Annotated in this window: 9 protein-coding genes; 1 reads left to right on the forward strand and 8 read right to left on the reverse strand. The window is 40.8% G+C overall.

Going from position 1 to position 21,461, the window contains the following annotated elements:
• Positions 1–322: 322 nt before the first annotated feature.
• The 7 genes from HCG69_RS05560 to HCG69_RS05590 form a co-directional block, all read right to left on the reverse strand.
• Entirely contained in the window at positions 323–1,672 is a 1,350-nt protein-coding gene (locus HCG69_RS05560) for a glycoside hydrolase family 88 protein (protein WP_221649214.1), read from the reverse strand.
• Positions 1,673–1,757: 85 nt separating this feature from the next.
• Positions 1,758–6,215 carry a polysaccharide lyase family 8 super-sandwich domain-containing protein gene (locus tag HCG69_RS05565; RefSeq protein ID WP_221649215.1) on the reverse strand — a complete coding sequence of 1,486 codons (4,458 nt, stop codon included), beginning with the start codon at positions 6,213–6,215 and terminating at the stop codon, positions 1,758–1,760.
• A gap of 143 nt (positions 6,216–6,358) precedes the next feature.
• Positions 6,359–8,203 carry a RagB/SusD family nutrient uptake outer membrane protein gene (locus tag HCG69_RS05570; RefSeq protein WP_221649216.1) on the reverse strand — a complete coding sequence of 615 codons (1,845 nt, stop codon included), beginning with the start codon at positions 8,201–8,203 and terminating at the stop codon, positions 6,359–6,361.
• A gap of 14 nt (positions 8,204–8,217) precedes the next feature.
• Positions 8,218–11,595, reverse strand: a complete 3,378-nt coding sequence (locus tag HCG69_RS05575; protein WP_221649217.1) for a TonB-dependent receptor — start codon at positions 11,593–11,595, stop codon at positions 8,218–8,220.
• Positions 11,596–11,754: 159 nt separating this feature from the next.
• Entirely contained in the window at positions 11,755–12,924 is a 1,170-nt protein-coding gene (locus HCG69_RS05580) for a discoidin domain-containing protein (RefSeq protein ID WP_221649218.1), read from the reverse strand.
• A 25-nt stretch (positions 12,925–12,949) separates the two neighbouring features.
• Entirely contained in the window at positions 12,950–15,283 is a 2,334-nt protein-coding gene (locus HCG69_RS05585) for a M60 family metallopeptidase (RefSeq protein ID WP_221649219.1), read from the reverse strand.
• A 96-nt stretch (positions 15,284–15,379) separates the two neighbouring features.
• Entirely contained in the window at positions 15,380–16,414 is a 1,035-nt protein-coding gene (locus tag HCG69_RS05590) for a FecR family protein (protein ID WP_221649220.1), read from the reverse strand.
• A 124-nt stretch (positions 16,415–16,538) separates the two neighbouring features.
• On the opposite strand from HCG69_RS05590, the gene HCG69_RS05595 reads away from it, so the two are divergent.
• Positions 16,539–17,081 carry an RNA polymerase sigma-70 factor gene (locus HCG69_RS05595; protein WP_221649221.1) on the forward strand — a complete coding sequence of 181 codons (543 nt, stop codon included), beginning with the start codon at positions 16,539–16,541 and terminating at the stop codon, positions 17,079–17,081.
• Between the two features lie 103 nt (positions 17,082–17,184).
• On the opposite strand, the gene HCG69_RS05600 is transcribed toward HCG69_RS05595, so the two are convergent.
• Positions 17,185–21,048, reverse strand: a complete 3,864-nt coding sequence (locus HCG69_RS05600; protein ID WP_221649222.1) for a TIM-barrel domain-containing protein — start codon at positions 21,046–21,048, stop codon at positions 17,185–17,187.
• Between the last annotated feature and the right edge of the window lie 413 nt (positions 21,049–21,461).

Genomic DNA, 21,461 nt, shown 5'->3' on the forward strand with positions numbered 1-21,461 from the left:
TGATCCTATCTTTTCGATGGAGGAAGTATCCGTAGACGGCATTGTTACCGTTGCCCGGTGTTGTACTTTGTCTTTCTCAGAAAGGAACGCTCCTTTCCCCGGTGTGTAGTCTTGTTTTAGATGTACATGTAAAACAGTACGACATGTGCATGTGGGACAGCACGACATGTGCATCTCATGCTGCTTTACATGTACATCTAAAACAAGACTACACACCGAGGCTTCATACGTTACTCTACGAGATAGAGCTTTATCAATACCGGAGAAAGAGACTGATAGCAATGACAAACGCCATTAAGCTCAAAACTGGATCTATTTACGATCAGTATAAGTATTTGATGACTTTCTTTTTACCACCATTCCGTAGAACTATCACATACAGTCCTTTGGGTAGATTATTATTTTGTATGATTGCTTTACAAGTGCGATTTCTCGATAACTCGTTAGCCACTTTGAATCCCTGTTCATTATAGATGGTAACTCTTGTTTCCGGGTAAGAAAGGAGATCTTCGTCCGTTTCTTCTTCCTCTATCCCCGTACCGCCTCCTTTTGTCAGCTTATACATTTCGGTAGCTGCCAGTAAAAAAGCTCCTACGCCGAAAGTAGCTGTCATATCTTTGGTTACATTCTTCGGGTCCTGCCCGATAGGTTGTACCCAGCCTAATTTTCCATTTTCGTGTATCGCTTCACACAATACATTCCATGCTTTTATTGCAGGTTCATACGCTTCCTGTTGTGTCAACAGCCCGTTGTTCAGTCCGTAAATCAGGGCATACGTAATGAGAGCCGTACAACTTGTTTCGGGTGCCGGATAGCTGTCCGGGTCCAGTAAGCTGGCATGCCATGCTCCTTTTCCATCCTGTAATTTGATGAGACTTTGTGCCAATGAACGGAAGATACTTTCGTAATAACTTCTATATTCGGAATCCGCAGGCAGTGTTTTCAGAATATTGGTGATTCCGGCTATTGCCCAGCCGTTACCTCTGCCCCAAAATACCTTTTTGCCGTTGGCTTCCGTCTTGTTGAAATAGCTGTCGTCTCTATAAAATAGTTTTTCGGTTTTATCGAATAAGTAGTCGTAGGTTTTTCTGAACTCTTTGTCCATGAATTCAAAATAGCGGGTATCATTCTTTAAAACACTCATCCGGGCATACAAGGGAGGTGCCATAAACAGGGCATCACACCACGTCCATGCCTCCTTGTTCCGGTAACTCATAGAAGTATTACGGGTATCGGACATCACCCGTTCCATACGTTCCAGGGTTCCGGCAATCATCTTATCTTGTTTGTGTTTGCCATACATGGCAGCGAAGAACTGACCGATGCAGAACTCATCCGCATGATAAGGATAAATACCGTTCATCTTCCAGTTACTTTGGGTGCCGATACCGGACAACCACTCCCAATAGGCCCCGCTCTCTTCTTCTCTCAGTGTCGCCCACTCGGACAGGCCGATGTATAATACTGAATGTGCCCAGGAGGCTATGCCATTGTCGTGCAGGTTTCCTGAAGCCGAATAGCGGAAGTTATCTATCTGCCAGCTTGCCACCCGTTTCACTTGGCTTTCAACGTCTGTGTAGCTGGGAGGAGTATGGCTACCGTTGGCGACTGTTACATTACATCCTAAGGAGAGTAGGAGGAGCAGTCCTGATACATATATGCTTTTCTTCATAAATAGAGGGTGTTAGAGTATAAAAAAAATCCGCAACACCTCCTTTGGGGGAAGGAGGCTGTTGCGGACATCTGAAAAGAAGGAATTAATGTACTATAAACTTAGCTGTGGCTTTCTGACCGGCAGCTTTATCTGTCACATGCAGGATATAAATACCTTGTGACAGACTGTTGGTATCAATAGTTGTGGTATTACCTTGTGCCCGAACGCTACCTGTTGTATCATACAGTTTGAATTCGATGCCCTGAGTATTACCTGCGATGATCTGTACCTGTTCTCCTTGTTTCACCGGATTCGGATAAACTGATACGGCAAAGTCGCTGTTGCCGGCTTTTACTTCTGTAATGCCAGTCGGGTCACCGCTTTCCGGGATATCCATCAGTGTTTTCTTACCGATGTTAAAGTCAGAAACCTGGATGGTGCTGCTGTTCGTTTTGTCGTAATCTGTAATCGCTACTTTAATATAACGGAAAGATACTTTATTGGGCAGCAATATCTTGTTTTCGGCTACAGAAGTATCCAGGGTTATATTCTCCAGAACGGGAGTGAATTCATCCGCTTCATTGTTCTTGCCATAGAAAGATATGCGATTGGCTCTCAGACCTGTTGTAGTATTGCTATAATCACGGTGGCGATAAACGAAATATTCCATTTCCTGCGGAGTCTGCATATCAATCGTGAACGAAGGAATATAATCTGCCGGTGCTACGATACCAGAGAAAGTCTTTCCCGGTTTCACAAACAAGAAGGATGTTACGGTGCTGTCGTCAATCATATTCTTAGGATCGTCTCCTCCTACAGTTGCATCTGCCGGGCCTGCCAAAGAAGTAGTAATGGTCCATGCAGAACGGTCTGCCAAAACATCTCTACCGGTTGAGGCAGGTGTGTTTTCATTTACCACGAACTTCATAGAACGGCCTTGATAAGGAGCTTCACTCTGATAAGTAACAAGACGTCTGCCTTTCACTGCCGGAGTTTCGATGCCTAAGTTGATCGGGCTGCTACCATTTGTCGGATCGGAGATATATACTACTGTTTCTGCTTTATCGGCATCCTTCACCAATACTACGCAACCCGCGTCAGCTTCTACTGTCAAACCATGCTTGCTGAAACCTGCTGATTTGTAGAATACTAATCCGTACATTTTCAGCTCTTTGTGGTAAACAGCCTGTACAGAGTCAGTGTTGATGATAATCTCGATGTTATCGCTCTTATAAGCCTTTGCATCATCCTTGCTGATGCCCGGAACGATGATATAAGCATATGATCCGTCAGTTGGTTGAGTGCCATGGTTGAAAGATAAAGTAAAGACATTGTTCTTCACTGTTTCATCGGCATAGTTGGTGTTGATGTCATACCAGTTACCGGTTCTTTCACCTGCGTTCAGTTGCAATTTGCCCTTCTGTGGGAAATAGTAACCTACGTTTCCGTGGAATGCCCAGTCCAGATTATCTTCGTAATTGTAATCTCCTGCCTGTAAGGTAGATTCGTTACCATTGGAAGAAATCACTACATCGCCATCCAGCAAACACTGGTTGACAGTTGTGTTCATCTGGAATTCAGAAGCAGACTTGATGCTGTTGCCCAGACAAACAATCTCTTTGTCGAAGAAGAACCATGCCTTATTAGCCGATGAATTTATATTAAATTCATTGTCTATGTACTTGTAAGCAGATACACTGCACAGGCTGTCTGTAACACCACCTGCAAATGCCGACTGTCCCATCTTGATATAGGTGCTGGCTTGCGGTATCTCTGTGAATTCCGGACAAGTTACACCAGGTACTTTTGCATAATTCCATACCGGGAAGATGTTATAGTATTCGTTTCCTTTTACCATGATTGCGGTAGATCCATCCGACATGAAGTATTGCTTGATACCTTCGCCGTTGTCCTTCAGATATTCATTGCGTGCCGTACGGGTAGAAACCAGGCGCAAGTCTACTGTATACTCCGGACGCTGGTGAAGTGTGTAGTCACCGCGGAAGAAATGTGTGCTTCGGGGTTCCAAACCATAAGACGGTTGTTGAGTTCCATTGATACGTGCGATGGTTTTCTCATATTTATCGGTATTGGCAGGATCTAATGCGATCATGCGTTCGATGATACCTGTTCCCTTCTTGGTTGCACCGGGGCGGGTAGAAGAACGGCCGATTACGTTATATGACATATATCCACCACGAATGGTACCTATGTACGTATTTACCAGACTGCTCAGGATGTCCAGCTGTTGTCCGGTTACTGTAAAACGAGTGCCGGCTGCATAGCTGCAAGCTTTGGTGATACCATCCAGGAATACATCGCCGTATGCGCCGATATGTAATTGGTGTCCGTGTTGAGCAAATGAGTTATCATACTGGATACCTTCTGCACCAGTAGTATATTCAATGGTAGAGTAGATCTGATCCATTGCTTCACGCATCAGGTTGTCATCTTCTGTCAAGCAAGCGCGATACATCCAGTGCAAAGCTACGTCTACACGGTTTGCTCCTGTCTGAGAGCTGGGGCTTCCGCCTTTATTTTTCAAACGGGCGATAGATTTATTGAACAGATCTTCAGAGATTTTCTCTTTGCCTAAGTTCTGCATAATAATCAGGTATTGTCCCATACGTTGCGGTTCACCGATTTGATTCTGATACCAGTTGTTGGAACTTGGTTGTTTGCTATGCCAGTAGGTAAGCATTAAGTCCATCTTAGCTTTCAGCTCATCGTTGCCATAATACTTGCTTTCGGTTTGGGTATAAGCCAATCCCATGGCGAGCAATCTGTCAAGATGTTGCATTGGCGGCCAGTCCGTGCGAGCGTCAGATGCATAGTCTATATCAGGGAATGAACCGTCGTCTTGCAATTGTGTCAGATAAGAAGCTACGTTTTTATCGAGTTGGTCAATAGTGGAGATTTTACTTGCAACAACATCTGTAATAATACGATTGATGAAAGTCTTATAGACAGATTCTCCCAATACTGTAACCTTGCAAGTGGTACTTACAGAAGCATTGTTCTTCAATTTGGCTGTGATTGTTGCCTCACCGGTAGCTTTACAAAGCACTTTACCATCTGCGGTAATTTCTACCACTCCCGTATTGCTTGATTCGAGCGTATACTCTTTGTCTGTAGCGAATAGCGGAGCAAATCTTACGTCAAGGTTCGTCGTTTCGTTGGCTACGAATTCATAAGAGTCCTGTCCAAAGAAGATTCCAGTAGTTGCTACTCCTTCTCCGGCACAGGAGATGGAAGTTTTATAGTTAGTAGGATTGTCATACATACCCTGCATCCAGAATACATCAGCAGGAGCATCTTTAATGGCTATCGGGCGGATATTCAGTTCACCTGCAGGAGTTCCCGAAGTAATGACCTCCTTCTCTGTCCAGGTAGCACCATTATCTGTGGTTTCGTAACGGTAGATTTCAAAAGCACCTTCCGCTGCCTTCTTTGACAGGTAAACAGTATTCAAATCATTTGCTCCGAAGCAGATACCTCCGGCTTGGTAAGATTTGGCTTTAAAAGTATTTCCCTCAACCGCTTTGTATTCGCTCATAGGAACTCCGTCTCCGGTGGTAATTGCTGTACTTTCCCATGCAGTTCCATTCCAGCGGGCATAATAGTAGGTGTGTCCTGTTGTAGTACCATCTGCTGCGGCTGTGAAAGCATCGTACAATACTACCGGATTACCGTTGGCATCGAGTGCAATATCATATGCCCATACCTTGTTGGTATCCTCTCCTTTGGCAATAACATCCAGTTCACTACTTTTAGACTCGGTGACATTCATACCGGAGATCGCAGTGCCATCCGCCTTTTTGAATTCTAATTTGTCTCCTGCGGCATTTTTATTAATCTTCAGATAATGAACTGTGCTGTTTTTATAAGTCAGACCGGTGCCTAAGTGTGTAACAACCATGTGTATAGTGCCATCTGCAGCTTGGCAAGTACGCATTTGCGGAACTTCGTCGCGGTTTGCGTATACATTTCCGATATCAGAGCCGATAAATCCTGCTCTTGTTTTAACTGTAGGTAAATTTCCGGTTTTATCGGCTACATTTGCAAATAGAGAGTAACCTATATTGTTTTTTGAACGCCAGAATACGACCAGATCATTTCCCATCATGTGAGGAGTAGTGGAGCTGATTCCATATCCAGTCTGTTTTTGAGAACTGGACCACTCTGTAATGTCTTCCGCATTGGTGGAATACCAACTATAGAAGCCATTTTCTTTCTTATTGTCTGAACTGAAAAGTAGTAACTGCCCATTTCCTCTTACTGTAATAGCAGGAGACGAGAAATCATCCGAATAACCGGTAGATACAACCTTTTCTTTGGTTTCTCCTGTTGTGTGATCGTAAGACGCAACAACTAATGCCTTACTGGAACTAATCCAGGTAAAATAAGTTTTTCCGTTGTAATAAACGGCACTGGGCTGAGAGTTAAAAGACCATGCACCATCTTCTGTTAATGGCACGGTGACTTTCTCTGCTTGTACAGTAGTAGGCCCACCCATAAGCAGCAAGGCCCCTAATGAAAGAGTAGTAAGTAAGTGTTTCATAATAAGTTAAATTTATAAGAGAATTTAGAATGTCGTTAACAAACTTGTGTAAAGAGAATATCCTCTACGACCTGATGCCGGCCGACAAAAGAGACGCGAGGATATTCTGGTTAAATATTCATAGAGAGATAGATTTTTATAGTTTATTCATCAAACGAGATATCCAGCGGTTCTATATTGTTTTCTGAACCGGCATATCCAGGGGTTTGATTGATGTGTCCTTCTACATTGGTGGAGGTAGCTGTCAAAGCGATAGGCCAGCGTACATGATAGGGTGCTATAGTATATGTACGACCATTTTTAGCTGTTACCCCTTTGTTATAGAAATCCGTAACGGACATAATGTGATCATAGAAGAAATTGTCTGTCGTAAAGTTCTTCACTGAGTAAGTTTTACCATTATCTGCCTGAATACCTGTCTGTGCATAGATATAGGCGATACGTGTAAGCTCGCATTTACGTGGCTCTTCATAAAAGAGCTCACGGGCACGTTCGTCCAGGATCTGACGGATACTTACTTCACTTTGGTCTAAAGCTCTTGCACCGGCTCTTTGGCGGACCTCATTCAGGTCGGCAACTGCCAGATCCTTTTTATTTAACCAGGTATAAGCTTCTGCACGCAATAAATAAGTTTCTGCCAAACGGAATACATACCAGTCGGCCCATCCGCCACGCCACCATGATTCTTTTTGGTCTGCTATATTACTTTTGTAGTGAGGCCATCCTGCCCAGCAACGAATTGTATCGGATACTAATGATTTACCGTTATCGTCGTACATGCGCAAAGGCTGATCATACCATTTCTTGCCAACCAAAGCCGGATTGTTATACTTCAAATCGGTCATTTTTATCCAATTACCTTCTTTATGGCGGTAGTCTGTGTCGTCCAGTGTCCAAATCATACTTTGATGATACCAGGTAGAACGCAAGGTACATACACCACGTCCATATTGCAGCAAATAAGGATTCTTCTTTTCGTCATTATCCACAAATCCCTGTTCACCGTCAGGTGTCATAATCATACCTGCTGCTGAATACCACGGAAGTAACTGGCGTTTGATTTCCAAACCGGCAGCAGAACGTGCTTCTTTCATATCATAATCATCCAATACGATATAGAGTACCTCTTTGTTTTCCGGCAGGCGTTTGTTGGCCGATTGATGTAAATCCCATACCACATCTTTAGTAGCATCATTCTTATCTACTCCAAATCTTTCTTTCATCAAAGAATGCACCCCGTCATTTATTACTGCAGAAGCGCTTTTTACTGCATCATCAAATTCACCTAAAGCCAGGTTTATTTTGGTCAGTAAATGATAAGCAGCTGCTTGGCTCACTTGTCCGATATAAACATTGTTAGACATGTATTCCACTGTTCCGTCCAGATCGTTTTTTAGTTGACGCAAGATCGCTTCACGTTTGGTAGTGTAGAAGTCGTATCGAGGCACTGTGATTTCTTCGGTTATAAACGGAATATCGCCGTACTGATGTACCAAGCGGTAATAACGGAAAGCTCTATGGAAATACAACGTACCCAAAATTTCCTTTTTTTGTGCTTCCGATTCAAATTCCACATCTTCGGCACGTGTTATCAACGTATTGGCATCTTTAATTCCTTTATACAGGTAAGTCCAATAGTTATTAATCTGGCTGCCATTTCCTGTTAGAGTAGCGCTTGGGGTAATTTGAGTTATCAGATCCATTGGTGCATTTGAAGCATCGGTACGCGCATTGACTCCCATATCCGAGAAGAAATATTCAGATAAGATACATGGGTCTGCTGAACCTGAAGTAGGATAAAAATCGAAGTAACGAACGTCACGATTCAACATGTCAGCACCGGTTTTTATTCCTTCATATGAATTAAATGAATTTTCCGGTGTAAAGAATGATAAAGGTTTTGGATCCAACCAGTCCGAACAACTGCTGACCAACAGGGTAAATCCAAACATACCCGAAATGATTGTATTCTTATTTATTAGTTTCATAAATGTACAAGTTTTTATAAGGTTAAGTTGATACCAAAGTAAATAGTTCTCGGTATATTGGGGTTACCGGTTATCGTTTGGTTAGGAGTACCTGTAGGTACTTTCGATTGATATTCCGGGTCATATACTGGGAAACCAGTGATGTATCCTACGTTTTTCATTGTCAGATTCAAATTCAGAGCCTCGATTTTAGCACGTTTCAACATCTCTTTTGGGAAGGTATAACCTACCGTAATGTTATCCAGACGAAGGAATGAACTATTTTTATAGATCGAGTAGGAGATTCCACCCGGAGAAGTTGCTCTCAGACGCGGATAGTCATTAATAGGATTGTCAGGTGTCCAATATTGACGTTTAATAGAGTTTGTCACAGTCAAAAGTGCATTGTTGTTGGTAAAATAGTCAAGAGACTTTTTATGTCCCAGATAAGAGTACATACTGAATGATACATTCCAGTTTTTGAAGATAGTGAATTCATTGCGCATGTTCCAACGTACTTTCGGTGTTTCATTTCCCTGGAACACTTTATCATCATTATCATATTTATAGTTTCCGTCAACATCCAGTATTTTGGGGTCTCCGGGGATTTGTTTATATTTAGCTGCTTCTTCAGCTTCGTCTTGTTGCCATACTCCTATAAACTTATATCCCCAGATTTCATCCAATGCATGTCCGATGAAATACTTGTTCTGGATATCATCTGCCTCTTTCTGTCCGATTACGTTGCCATTTTCATCTTTGATATCTTCCATGATACCATACAGATGATTGATTTTATTTTTGTTGTAAGCTAAGTTGAAAGTAGTACGCCACGTTAAATTGGCTGTACGGATATTAGTAGAACTCAAGGATAATTCTATACCCGTATTTTGTATTTCTCCGATATTGGCTTTCACACTACTGTAACCAATCAGACTTGGCAATTGACGATCGTTCAGCAAATCGGTTGTTTTTTTCTTATACACATCCACGCTTCCTGAGAGACGGCCGCCTAAGAAAGAGAAGTCTAATCCACCATTCCAGGATACGGTTGTTTCCCATTTCAGGTCACTGTTTGCCATGCGATAGCAATAGAACGTATTAATGTCGACCACTGAACCGGTAACGGGGTCAATATAGAAATATTTACGAGGATCCAGGTTCATTAGTGCATCATAAGTTCCAACGCTGCGATTACCATTCTTACCCCATGAGAAACGAAGTTTTCCATACTCAAACCAACTCGGTTTATTAAGGAATTTCTCTTCAGAGAATACCCAACCTAAAGCGACAGAGGGGAATACTGCATAAGGATTACTCATACCAAAAGCTGAATAACCGTCGCGACGAATTGTAGCTGTGACCATATAACGTTGGGCATATGCATAATGCAAACGTCCCATTAGAGCTGCGCCTGTACGATAGATATCATCCGCTTTTGTTACAGGGTCTGTGCCATAACCAATACCATGGAATCCCAGATTATCGCTGGGTTGATAATGTGAATTTTCCATTGTATTATTCCAACGTTGGAATTTTTCCCAGTTTACTAATCCCGTAAAGTCAAATGAGTGTTTACCAAATTCCTTATTCCATTTCAACATATTATCCCATTGCCAGTAGAAATCTGTGATATTCTGACGGGATGATTTTCCATTATCTGTAGAACTTGGATAATCGGCAGAGGTATGTTCCAACTTATTTGTCCATTCAAATCGTGGTGAATAAGTAGTTTGCAATGAGAAACCCAAAGGCAGATTAACTTTCAGATATATTGAAGAGTTAAGATTATATATATTATTAATTTTGCTTTTATATGCCTGTTCCAGCAGAGGGTTGATACCATTATTATTATCATTTGGATAATATTTCAAAGTTGTTCCGTCGTCTTCATACAGGCTTCCGTAGGGCGACAATGCATTATAGTAACCGGAGGTAGTTCCGATATATCCTTCATCACGTGCGGTAAATTGTGTATTTATACCGTAAGTAAGGAATGACTGTACTTTATTTTCCAGATTTACACGAGCACGAATTGCACTATATCCGGATCCACGTGTATTACTTTCGTTTTTCAGATAATTTAAAGAAGAATAGTAAGACATATCTTCTTTCTTACCGGAAATACTAACAGTATAGTCTTGTCGTAAAGCAGCTTTCTGATAAATCTGGTCTCTCCAGTCTACTGTCTTTCCAGCCATGTAATTCTCAATTTCTGTGCCGGTCATCTCCAAGCGGTTCAGCCATACTTCTGTTGGATTTCCTGATGCTCCGTCCATCCATTGGGCTAATTCGGTATTTGTCAGATTGGAAGGGTTATCATAGTAATTTGAAGGTTTACCTGATTGAGAGTAGATACTCTTTATCCCGTCTTGACGGAAATTTACAAAATCCTGTCCTGTATATACTTCTGGTACAGACGTAAGGAAAGAAGCTCCCCATGTTGCGTTAAAATTGATAGTTGGTTTTTTGCCACCACCTTTTTTAGTAGTAATCAATACAACGCCATTGGCCGCTTGTGCACCATATACAGCAGCTGAACTGGCATCCTTTAATACATCGATACGTTCAATATCGTTCGGATTAATATCAGTCATTTCTCCACTGTAGATTACTCCGTCTAAAACCAGCAAAGGATTTGTAGAAGCACCGATAGTTCCTTTTCCACGGATCATCATGGCACTATTACCTTTAGTATCAGTTTCTACTCCTACAGATAAACCGGACACTCCGGTACGAAGCATATCTTGAATTGTCTGGTGTTGTTCCTTTTCTAAATCGGCACCTTTCAATGAATTTACGGCACCTGTCAGGTCTTGTTTCTTCATTGTTCCATAACCTACTACAACTACCTCATCCAATACTTTTGAGTCTTCTTTCAGTTTCACCACCGATGTACGACCGGCTTTTACTACTTGTGTAGTATATCCAATATAAGAGACTTTCAAATCTGCGTTGTATGGAGCCGATAGGGTATAATTACCGTCTAAGTCGGTAATTACCCCATTAGTCGTTCCGTCTACTACCACATTGGCACCAATGATAGGTTCACCTGTTTCGTCCACCACTTTACCTTGAATGGTGACTGCTTGCCCCGGTTTTTTGATCTCTTTCTTAGGAAACAAAGCAATCTGTGTACTTGTTACTTCGAAATTTAAATCAGTCTTGGAAAACATTTTTTTCAAGGCAATAGAAATGGGTTCCTTATCAGCATGTAAACTAACTTTCTGTTGAAGATTAGTCTGTTTTGCATCATAAAAGAAGGTATATCCGCTTGCTTTCTCTATACGAGCCATAGCTTCGGATAGTGGTATGTTTGAGAAACTGATACTAATCTGCTTCTCCTTCGTTTGTGCTCCTAAATTAATACAAACGAACAGTAATAATAAAAATGCAAAGTGCTTTAAATTCATATTTTTTGAAATTATAAGTTAACTATGAAGTGCAATAAGAGCCTTGGCCTAAAAGATTTAAGCCTACTCATTCCCTTAATCATTGATTGAATATTCAAGGGTGGGCAATGGGTTGACACCACCCTTGAAGTTCACTGGAGGGGGATTTTCCTTCCGAGGTTATTTTTCAGGTGAATGGTCTTCGGGAGTATAGTCCATAAATTTCTTATTACCAATATTGAAATCTGAGATTTGGATTGTATTACCGCTATTACTCCATCCATCGTAAGTTAATTTGAAGTAACGGTAACTTACATTTTCCGGTAGATCGACAGTTACACTACTAATTGTAGCTGCAGTGGCTATCGGAGCTTCTTTTATAACTTCCGTATAGTTTTCTCCGTCATTACTTCCATAAACAGATACTTTTGTAACACGGAGGTTAGCGGTTGTATTTTGATAAGTACGGTGACGTAATACAAAGAAGTCGAAGTTTTGCGGAGTCTGCATGTCGATTACAAAGAAAACCGATTCATCTTTACCTATTGTAAGCTTTCCTGGTTTAACCAATGCCAGACAACTCTTTTCGTCGTCATCGATCAAACATTCGGGAGCGCCATTTATTACTCCGTCAGCAAAATAATCATGAGAGGTAGTCACAGTCCAGTTGGCGCGATCCAGTAAGTTTGAGTGATCAATATCACGTACATAAATCTCACAAGTTGCACTTACATTACTTCCATCTACGGCTTTTACAGTGATTGTAACATCTCCTAAAGCTTTGGTATACACTTCACCATACTCATTTACTTCTGCAATCATGGCGTCGGAAGATGAATAAACTACATCAGGAGTAGTTGCATTGTCTGGGTTTACAGTCACTATACCACCTAGATTGAAAGTAGATTCCACGCCCATATAGTACTTTTGATACTTCTCGGGAATGGTGATGGAGGTAACCGGATAAATACGTTTTTCCACTTTTACAAGGCAAGTAGTCCACATATCTGTATTGTTAACAGACCATACGGTTAGCACGGATTCACCTATTCCGGTAGCAGTAATCACGCCATTTTCATCAACGGTGAATACCTTGTCGTTTCCGGTAGTGTATCGGTATGTATATTCATCAGCATCTATCGCGCCTTCGGGCAATGTAGTGACTTTCGTATTCCAAGTGTCGCCTTCTATCAAAGAAATTACTTCATCCGGTACATCCGTTACCATCATGCGGTTCACTTTTATACCTGTGTTGTCATCTTTGTCATCGCAGGCTGCCATGCCTGACAGGAGTAAGACTCCTGTCAGCACCAATGCCAATTTATTAGTTATATATCTCAATGTTTTCATTATTATAAAAAATTTGATTCAGATTTTATTTTTTATACGATTCAAAGTTCTCATCAGTAATCAGGTATAAATTTTCCGGTGCTTTATTGTAACCCTTTGCCCGGATTTCCGCTTTCAGGTCGTCGATTTGTTTCTGGGTTACTGTGAAGTTCTTGTTACCGTAATCATTGAACGTTTTATCCACGGGACGGAGGAACCCCCATTTTTCAAAGAAATCCAGGAAGTCTACTTTGGCTCTGTTGCATACCTGACGAACAAAGTCTAATTGCAAGATACCTTGTGTATCAACTGAAGTATCCAGATCCGGAGTTGTGCGATAATGTTCATACAAATCGCGATAGAAGTCTTCTTGTCCCAATACATCCATGATGTAAAGCTTCAATTGCCAGAAAGGTACCAGTTTTACGTAATATTCATCAGATGCATTGTCCAGGCAGTGGGGCTGTTCAGCTTCAATAATACGTTGAATGGCTTCTTCGTAAACGGTCATACCCGGCTTATCTTGATCCATTAATCTGGAGCCTTTTCCGAATGCACCTCTGACGTAATTGGCATAGATATTATTGGTGACTTCAGTAGTACCTGTCCATTTCAATCCCGGACGAGTCTGGTTACTATGGCCAATCTCATGACCTAATACCCAAACACGGCTTTTCAATTCTGTAGTGGTACAGAATACTCCTTTGTAGCTTGGCAGGTAGGCTGTATGGTTGGCTGCTGAATATGGATTCTTGCTGTTGTATTCCACATGCAGGTACATGCGGTTACCAAATAGTTTATTGTATTTGAACAGTCCCATGAAATCCCATTCCAGACGAACGACTTCATCCATCAGCTCCATTACTTCCAGGATCGGTGTATTGGCTTCTTTGTAATCGTTCACTGTCCAGGTAATGTGTACATATTTGCCCAAGACATCGATATCCTGATATTTGGCATTGCGCAATACTTCTTCAAATTCGGCTTGTGTTCCGGTCTGTGCATTAAAATAACCGTTTACTTTAGCGAATGGAAAGTGAATCTTCACTGTTTTGGCAGCAGCAGCCTGTTTGTCTGCTTCTGTTTCCAATACCAATGGGATTTTTTCGTCTGTCAGATTCTGGATATAAATCAAACCGCCGGATAATACTTTTACTGTATTTTGTCCTTCTTTTAATGCATAAGATTTGCTACTATTATAACCTAATGTCAAATCTTGTACCACCATAGAGATATTCTGACCTTTTGTATCACCAACAAGTACTGTTAGTTCTTCACCTTGTTCTACATAGATACCAGTAGGATTATCACGCAAACTATAAGTAGATGTTTTATTTACAGCTGCCATTACAGATGGATTCTGATACGGGCGATATTCGGCGACTCTGTATTCCGGGTTATATGAACCATTCAACAAAGCAGTTGCCAGTTTTTTATATGTTTCGCCCGGCATTTTTCTGATATCAGTCTCGGTAATACCTTCACGCAATTCCGAACAAGTATTATCAGTAAATACCTTGGTATAATCATATTTGTTTGCACTTACGCGGAAGAATTCCATTTCAGCACAACTGATGCGGTTATTATGAGCGGCATTGATGACAAATCGTACTTGTTTCACATTCTTTACTGGCTCATCCAGATTTAGTATGGTAGCAGTCGTGTAATTTGTCTCCATTGTGCATTCTTTTACTTTCACAAATTCAGGATTTTCTTCTGTAGATACCCAAATTTCAAAGTCGTTGAATGCTCCGTATTTAGTACCGTTATCGGTACGGGGATGATAAATAATGTAATTCAATACCGTACAATCTTCCAATGTATAGGTGATGAGGAATGGCCAATTGGTATATGCACCGAATTTAGAATTGAAGTAACTGCTATAGTCACCGTCGAATGTATTTATAATGCCACGTGGCTCTTCAACGACTTCTTCGGTGGTAGCCTCTGCTGCACTTACCTTGATTTTAATGTCTTCTGAACCGGTAGAAGCTGCCTGACTAACAGGGATTTCTCTTCTTAGATCTCCGTAAGTAAGGGCGATAACTGTAGCGCGTGGTTCTTCATAGTAGTTAGGTTCAATGGTAACTTTCAGTAGATTATCTTTTATTTCCGGATAGCACCAATCTTTACCTTCACCTACAACAGAATATTGTATGTCAGTTAAAACTACATCGTCCGTAACTACAAGATAAACATCCTGATTTCCTCCACTGGCCGGGATATTTAATTCGAGAGGTAAGACTCTTATCCAACCTTCACGTCCCGGATCTGTGTCATCATCCTTACAAGATGTGAATAAGAGTACAAACAATACCAAAGCTATGTTCCATATACCTAATGAACAAAGCCTACATTTTTTCTTATAAATGTCAGTCATCGTTTTTTAAAAGATTAAAAAGGTTAATTAATGGCTTGTCGTTTAAGGCTTTACTCGAGTTAGGCCTTTTCGGCAATCGGTTAATTTATTAATGAATTATTTTTTCTTGTCGATAGTTACTACATTTTCTTCGTCAAACGAATACTCTATCGGATGTATACGTGACATTATTCGCAAGATCTCTTCCAAAGGTTCATGACGTAACGTAAATGTGTATCTGAACTGATCTTTTATTTTAGGCGAAAGGTTGATTTTCACATTATACCATTTTGAAAGAAATAGGGAAATCTCTTCTAAATTTTTATTCCGGAATATGATCTGATCATTAGCCCAGGAAACCGCTAGATTTACATTCCCTTTTTCAATTTGTATTCCTTGATTGCGCTTATTATAAGTTGCTATTTCACCGGGACGTAACATTCGTTGCTCTTTTGCCGTTTCTAAAGAAACAGACCCTTTTTGTAAACTGACATAGATGTTATCTGACTCGGGAAAAGCCTCCACATTAAATTTAGTTCCATGCACCACAACTCTAACACCGTCCATTTGTACGATAAAGGGATTGTTTTTATCGTGAGTTACATCAAAATAGGCTTCCCCGGTTACATTTACCACTCTTTCTTTTACCTTAAAGTTGGTATTATAGCTTAATGATGTTTTGGAATGGGCCCAGGCAGTTGTTCCGTCAGGCAATACGATTTTTGATTTCCCTCCCCAATTGGTATAAGTTTGTTGAGCTACTTCCGGGCGTCCTACTTTTATGCCGAAATAAAAAGAGGCAGATGCAAATAAAACGGCCAGAATACAAGCTGCGGCTACATACTTACGCATGAAAATTATAGCTTTATGCTTGTTATCAGTAGTTTTATTACCTTCATCTTTGGGTTTGTTCAAGGACTCTGTTTGTTCTTTTTCATTCATACGGCGCATTAATTCATTCCAGCATGAATCTGTATCGACCGTATAACCAACAGCTTTGGCGCGTACCTGCTTCCAGACTTCCTGAAGTTCTTCAAAAAGTCCTTTATGTTCTGCAACAGACAACCATTTTTCAAAGAGTTGTTCGTCACTGGCAGTTAATTCGCCTTTTAATTTAGAGATAATTAAATCCCATGGGATGTTCCTTTTCATATACCGTTTTTAGCTGTTTACAATATAATGACACAAGAATCCGAACATACCCTTACTCACAAATACTTTTTTTTTAAAATTATTTTTTTGTATGTTTGTAAACCAAATCCAACTCTCCTTTATTATGAACGATATATTTCTGTTACGATTACTGAAATCTGGTGACAGACAGGCGTTTAAACTGCTGTTTGACACTTATTTTGAAGCATTGTGCCGTTTCATGTATATCTATCTGGATAATAAACAGGATGCAGAAGAGGTAGCAATTGATATTTTTATGTATCTCTGGGAAAATAGGGAGAAGATTGAAATTAAGCTGACTTTTAAAGGATATTTGTTTCAGGCTGCCCGAAATCGTTGTTTGAACGCCCTGCGAGATCGTAAGAGTACGCTGGCGATAGATGATATAAGTGGAAGCGAGATTCCCCAGGCGGATATGAACAATTCATTGGAGATGGAGGAATTAAGTAAATTGATAGAAGAGGCTGTTTTATCTTTACCTGGCAGATGTCATGAGATCTTTGTGAAGAGCCGTGAAGAGAAGTTGACTAATCAGGAAATAGCCGATGAAATGAATATATCCGTGAAGACAGTAGAAGCTCAGATAACCAAGGCTCTTAAGCGTATCCGCGAGTTTTTGGGAGAACAATATTATTACCTGTTTTAGTGCCGCTGGCATTCGGACCAAAGTACTATTGATATTTAGACCTCAAAAAACGGTTGCACTTTATTCAAATGCAACCGTTTTTTAAAAGGGGATAGTTTCTATTTTAAAAATCAACCTTTATAACATTCATATTCTTGTCTACTAATATTCCATCCTCAGCTTTCAGATTGAACTTTACAGGTCGTTTGGCTCTGAACTTTAAAATGATTAACTCTTCATTTCCTTCCAGGTAAGGCTTCTCTCCCAAGTTGACAAAAGTGGGATAAAGTGCTTTTGTCCCGTTGGTGTGTAACCGGTCGTAAGTAAGGTTTTTCATTTCTTTCATATTGGGAGTTTCTACTGCAACAAATTCCCAATCTTTTGTATCGTAAGGCAATGCAAAACTAAGAGCATTTACAGATTGTAAATTGATTCCTTTCACGATGACCTCCATAATTTCATCTGCACGATAGGTTTGTTTGGTAGTCCGGATACTCAGATTGCCTGCAACCGGAGGAGTAGCCTGTCTGCTTACTCCGTCTTCCAACTCAATGGCTACTGCGGAGATATCGTATGCATCGATTAATCCGTTGTTGTTCAGGTCTCCTTTACTGACATAGTCGAAGTCGGCATCTCCTTTACGCAGGCCGGTATAGTTCATATAGGATGTCAGATCATTTTCATCCAGTTTTCCATCCAGGTTTATATCACCTGGGATGTAGCTTTCGGAACCGGGAACTTTGAATACATACAATTCGCGTCCGGAACCGAAATTACCCACGGCTTCGCTGACTGCAATTTTTATATATCGGGCTACAGGCTGGTCTTTGAAGATAAATGCTTTTACATCATTACCTTGCCACTCAAATGCTCCGGCCTTCTGCCAGTCGACTTTATCCCTGCTGTAATATACAATACCTTTCTGTAGGGTTCCGTTACCTCCATTCTGGCGAGGCAGGTATTCGAATTTATCTAATACGTTGATGCTTCTTAAATCCATGATGAGTTCGAATGGAACGGCACTACTTTGCCATTTGGTATGCCAGAGGTCAGATTCATCAAAATTGAACATTCTGTCAATTCCTTGTCTTCTTTGGTTCTCACAAGTCGTTTCGGCCTGGATACCTGTAATGGCAAATTCCAGTGGGTTGGATTTTGTGGTAGCTGTAACTGTACTCCAGTCTGATTTTCCGTCCTTGTTTACAGCACGTAGCTTGAATTCGTACGTTGTTTCGGGAGTCAGATCCTCAAACAACAGTTCCGTATCCCGGATGGTAGTGTAGTTCATGCCGTTATATGCTATCTCGTAATAATCGGCATTTTCTACTCTATCCCATGAAGGAGTAAGTGAATAAGGTCCTGTATGCGGTTCTGTTATTTGTATTTTGGGGGCTGTGAGTGTACCTGTGGATTGCAGATAGCGATTCGCTGGCTGGTATACAAATCCCTTAACTTCTACTTCTATGGGATTTAGTGTAATATCGGTAGAAGCCAGTTTGATGTGCAAAACCGGATTTTTGATGATGGTTTTATTGGCAAAACTTGTTCCGGGAGTTGCAAACGAGTTCATATTTGGTTCAGTTTCGTAGTAATATACATTCTCTCCTTTATCGAAACTATTTGAGGAGGTAACCTCGACTAACTTCACCTTTTTGTTTCCTTGTCTGGCTGTTATTTTTTGAGGTTTCGCGGTTACGTTTATTCTCAATACGGTTACTTTCTCTTTTTCCATTTCCGGAAAACTACCAGTAGTGGGGGCAATGGTAACTTTAACTTTGTCCTTGTCTACATTTGAAGTTATCAGTGTTGCAGTTGCTGCTCCGTTGCGATAAGCTTCGGTAGTACCGTCATCGTCGTATTCGGTGAACGAACTGTTTCCGTAAGGATACAAATCGTATATTCGTAAGTGTTTATCTGTTTGGTTCACATTGTTGTGGGGGGGTGTCATTGGCAGAATTGCTCCTTGTTTGATGAAAACCGGAAGCTTCCAAAGCGGAGTGTCGAAATTGTTAATAATGCAATCTCCTGCATATTGTTCTCCTGTAAAATAATCGATCCAGTTTCCTTCCGGAAGATAAATACCATTTCGTACATCGTTACCTTCTTCATCTGCTTTTGTATTTTGATAAACGGGGGCTACCAGTACGGATGGGCCATACATAAATTGATAACGGGTAGCTGTTCCCAAAGTATATTTGTTGGGATATTCAAGAAACATAGCCCGAATCATTGGTTTGCCATCTACCGCTTCTTTGGCGATACTATAGGCATAAGGCATAAATTCGGATTTCATTTTCAGATACCAGCGGTTGATAGAAGCTGCCGGTTCGCCCAAGATATGTGGATATTTGGGATTAGCTCCCCATCCATCCATGTTCAATTGCATTGGAGTGAAAGTTTTCCATTGGAAATCGCGTATATTGACCGGTACATTTTTCCCTCCGAATATACCATCCATATCCGAACAAATGTTAGGTTGTCCCGAAAGACCGGAACCTATATAAGTCGGGATGTGAAAACGGATATACTCCCATTCACCGCCGGTCTGGTCACCTGACCATATACCGGCATAGCGCTGGGTACCTGCCCAGCCGTCCAGTGAAATAATGAAGGGGCGGGCATTGTTGCCATAATAAGGCATGATGGTACCTACATCTGCTACACCATTTAGTCCGAATGAGTAACCTGCACCTACCCATGCGACATCGGTTTTCAGTACACGTACACCGGCATCGCGCACCTCTTTTACAATATCACGTTGCAGGAGGGCCTCGATACCTGCTTTGGGGTGTAAATCAGATTGTGTCCACAAGCCAATTTCCACTCCATGTTTGCGTGCATAATCACCGAACTCTTTTAAATTCCGGATGTTTCCATCCAATGTTCCGGTTTGTCCGTATCCTGCACCATAGCCATCATTGGGGAGAACCCATCCCAGTGGCATATCATATGCATTATAACGGTCGATGACAGCACGGGCCGAGAATTGATAATTGTTTTTCTCACCATTCAATGATTCTTTAATACCTCCATTGTCTTTTTGGCTTTCTTTATATTTTTTGCCATCCTCAAAAAGAATCCCCTTTTCGTCTTCTTTCCAATAGTCGCGATTGTAGGCATTCAGATGACCTTCATAAAATCCGAATTTGGGTAACAGAACCGGGTTGCCGGTCAACTGGTAAAAATCGTTCAATAAAGCTACCGGAGTACTATTTATCATGAAAAATAAATCCAGATAGTCCGTATCATGAGATAGTTGTACGATGCCCTTTTGTGTGGCACCAAAATCGTATTTACCTTTTTTGAATGTATGCCACATTACTCCGTATCCGTTTGTCGACCAGTAGTAGGGGGTTGGTGAAGCCACTCCACCATCTGTCCAGTTATTCGTATTTTCGATGGCAATAACCTTTCCTTTATGTGAAAATCGTCCGTTTTGTACCCCGCCGCCATAAAAATATTCTTCAGGATTCTCTTTCAATGAAAGTTTGGTATGCTTTCCGGAAAACTCTATCGGTGTTGTGGTTTCTGTAATTACTTTGTTTTCTATAAGGTTTATTATTTTGAATAATCCCGTCTGCTTGTCTATGGATATCCGGACGCGATTGGTAGCAATGTCAATGATCCCGTTTTTATCGTTCAATGTTATTTGTCCTGCTTGCTTTCGGGGAGTGTTAACTAAGATCTGTGCTTCCGGGCTTGCCTGAGGATCGCGGATGATACCTCCGGAATTATCCTGAAACATACGGAAAATGTTGGCTCCATAAAAATCAAAACTCAGCAGTGTTGTGTCAGAATACAAGACCTCTACGGTAGTAGGATTGATCATTCGTGCACCCATGATGGCTGGCTGAGGGTGGGATACTACTTGGGGAAAGTTTGTTTTTTCACATAGAGCATGCATTGTGATTGGTGCATGACTTAATGAAATCGTTAGAGCCAGAAGGACTACTCTACTCTGTCTCATACCTCGAAACGTTTTTTTCATGATCGTTTTGTGTATTAAATTAAGTTTCTGTATTTTATTGTTTTCTACTAAAATACAGAATAAGAAAATATAGAAAATTAGATGTTGCAAAAGTAATGCTCTATTTTATTTTTGAAAACTATTCTGCGTGTGTTTTTCTTTTGTATACAATTCTTGTGTTATTTTTGCAGTATGGTCAACTTGTCGTTTATGGTTTATTTTAAAGCTAAACTTCTTATCACTTTATGATGAATTGTTTTGTAATTCATTGATAATCAGTGTTTATAAAAGTGACTTAATACAGATTTACTTTACACCGTTTTAACATTATAAAAATTCATATGGCAAGTAAAGTACTTCCTCGTTGTAGGTATAGTTTAGATTTTAAACTTAAAGTATTAAGTGATTATTATCGTTCTGGTTTGACCAAATAT

This window comes from Bacteroides sp. K03 (assembly GCF_019734355.1).
Lineage (GTDB): Bacteria > Bacteroidota > Bacteroidia > Bacteroidales > Bacteroidaceae > Bacteroides > Bacteroides nordii.

Coding starts and splice junctions, on each gene's coding strand:
- HCG69_RS05600 (WP_221649222.1), bottom strand. CDS start 21,048: ATGAAAAAAACGTTTCGAGGTATGAGACAGAGTAGAGTAGTCCTTCTG.
- HCG69_RS05580 (WP_221649218.1), bottom strand. CDS start 12,924: ATGAAAACATTGAGATATATAACTAATAAATTGGCATTGGTGCTGACA.
- HCG69_RS05570 (WP_221649216.1), bottom strand. CDS start 8,203: ATGAAACTAATAAATAAGAATACAATCATTTCGGGTATGTTTGGATTT.
- HCG69_RS05595 (WP_221649221.1), top strand. CDS start 16,539: ATGAACGATATATTTCTGTTACGATTACTGAAATCTGGTGACAGACAG.
- HCG69_RS05560 (WP_221649214.1), bottom strand. CDS start 1,672: ATGAAGAAAAGCATATATGTATCAGGACTGCTCCTCCTACTCTCCTTA.
- HCG69_RS05565 (WP_221649215.1), bottom strand. CDS start 6,215: ATGAAACACTTACTTACTACTCTTTCATTAGGGGCCTTGCTGCTTATG.
- HCG69_RS05590 (WP_221649220.1), bottom strand. CDS start 16,414: ATGAAAAGGAACATCCCATGGGATTTAATTATCTCTAAATTAAAAGGC.
- HCG69_RS05575 (WP_221649217.1), bottom strand. CDS start 11,595: ATGAATTTAAAGCACTTTGCATTTTTATTATTACTGTTCGTTTGTATT.
- HCG69_RS05585 (WP_221649219.1), bottom strand. CDS start 15,283: ATGACTGACATTTATAAGAAAAAATGTAGGCTTTGTTCATTAGGTATA.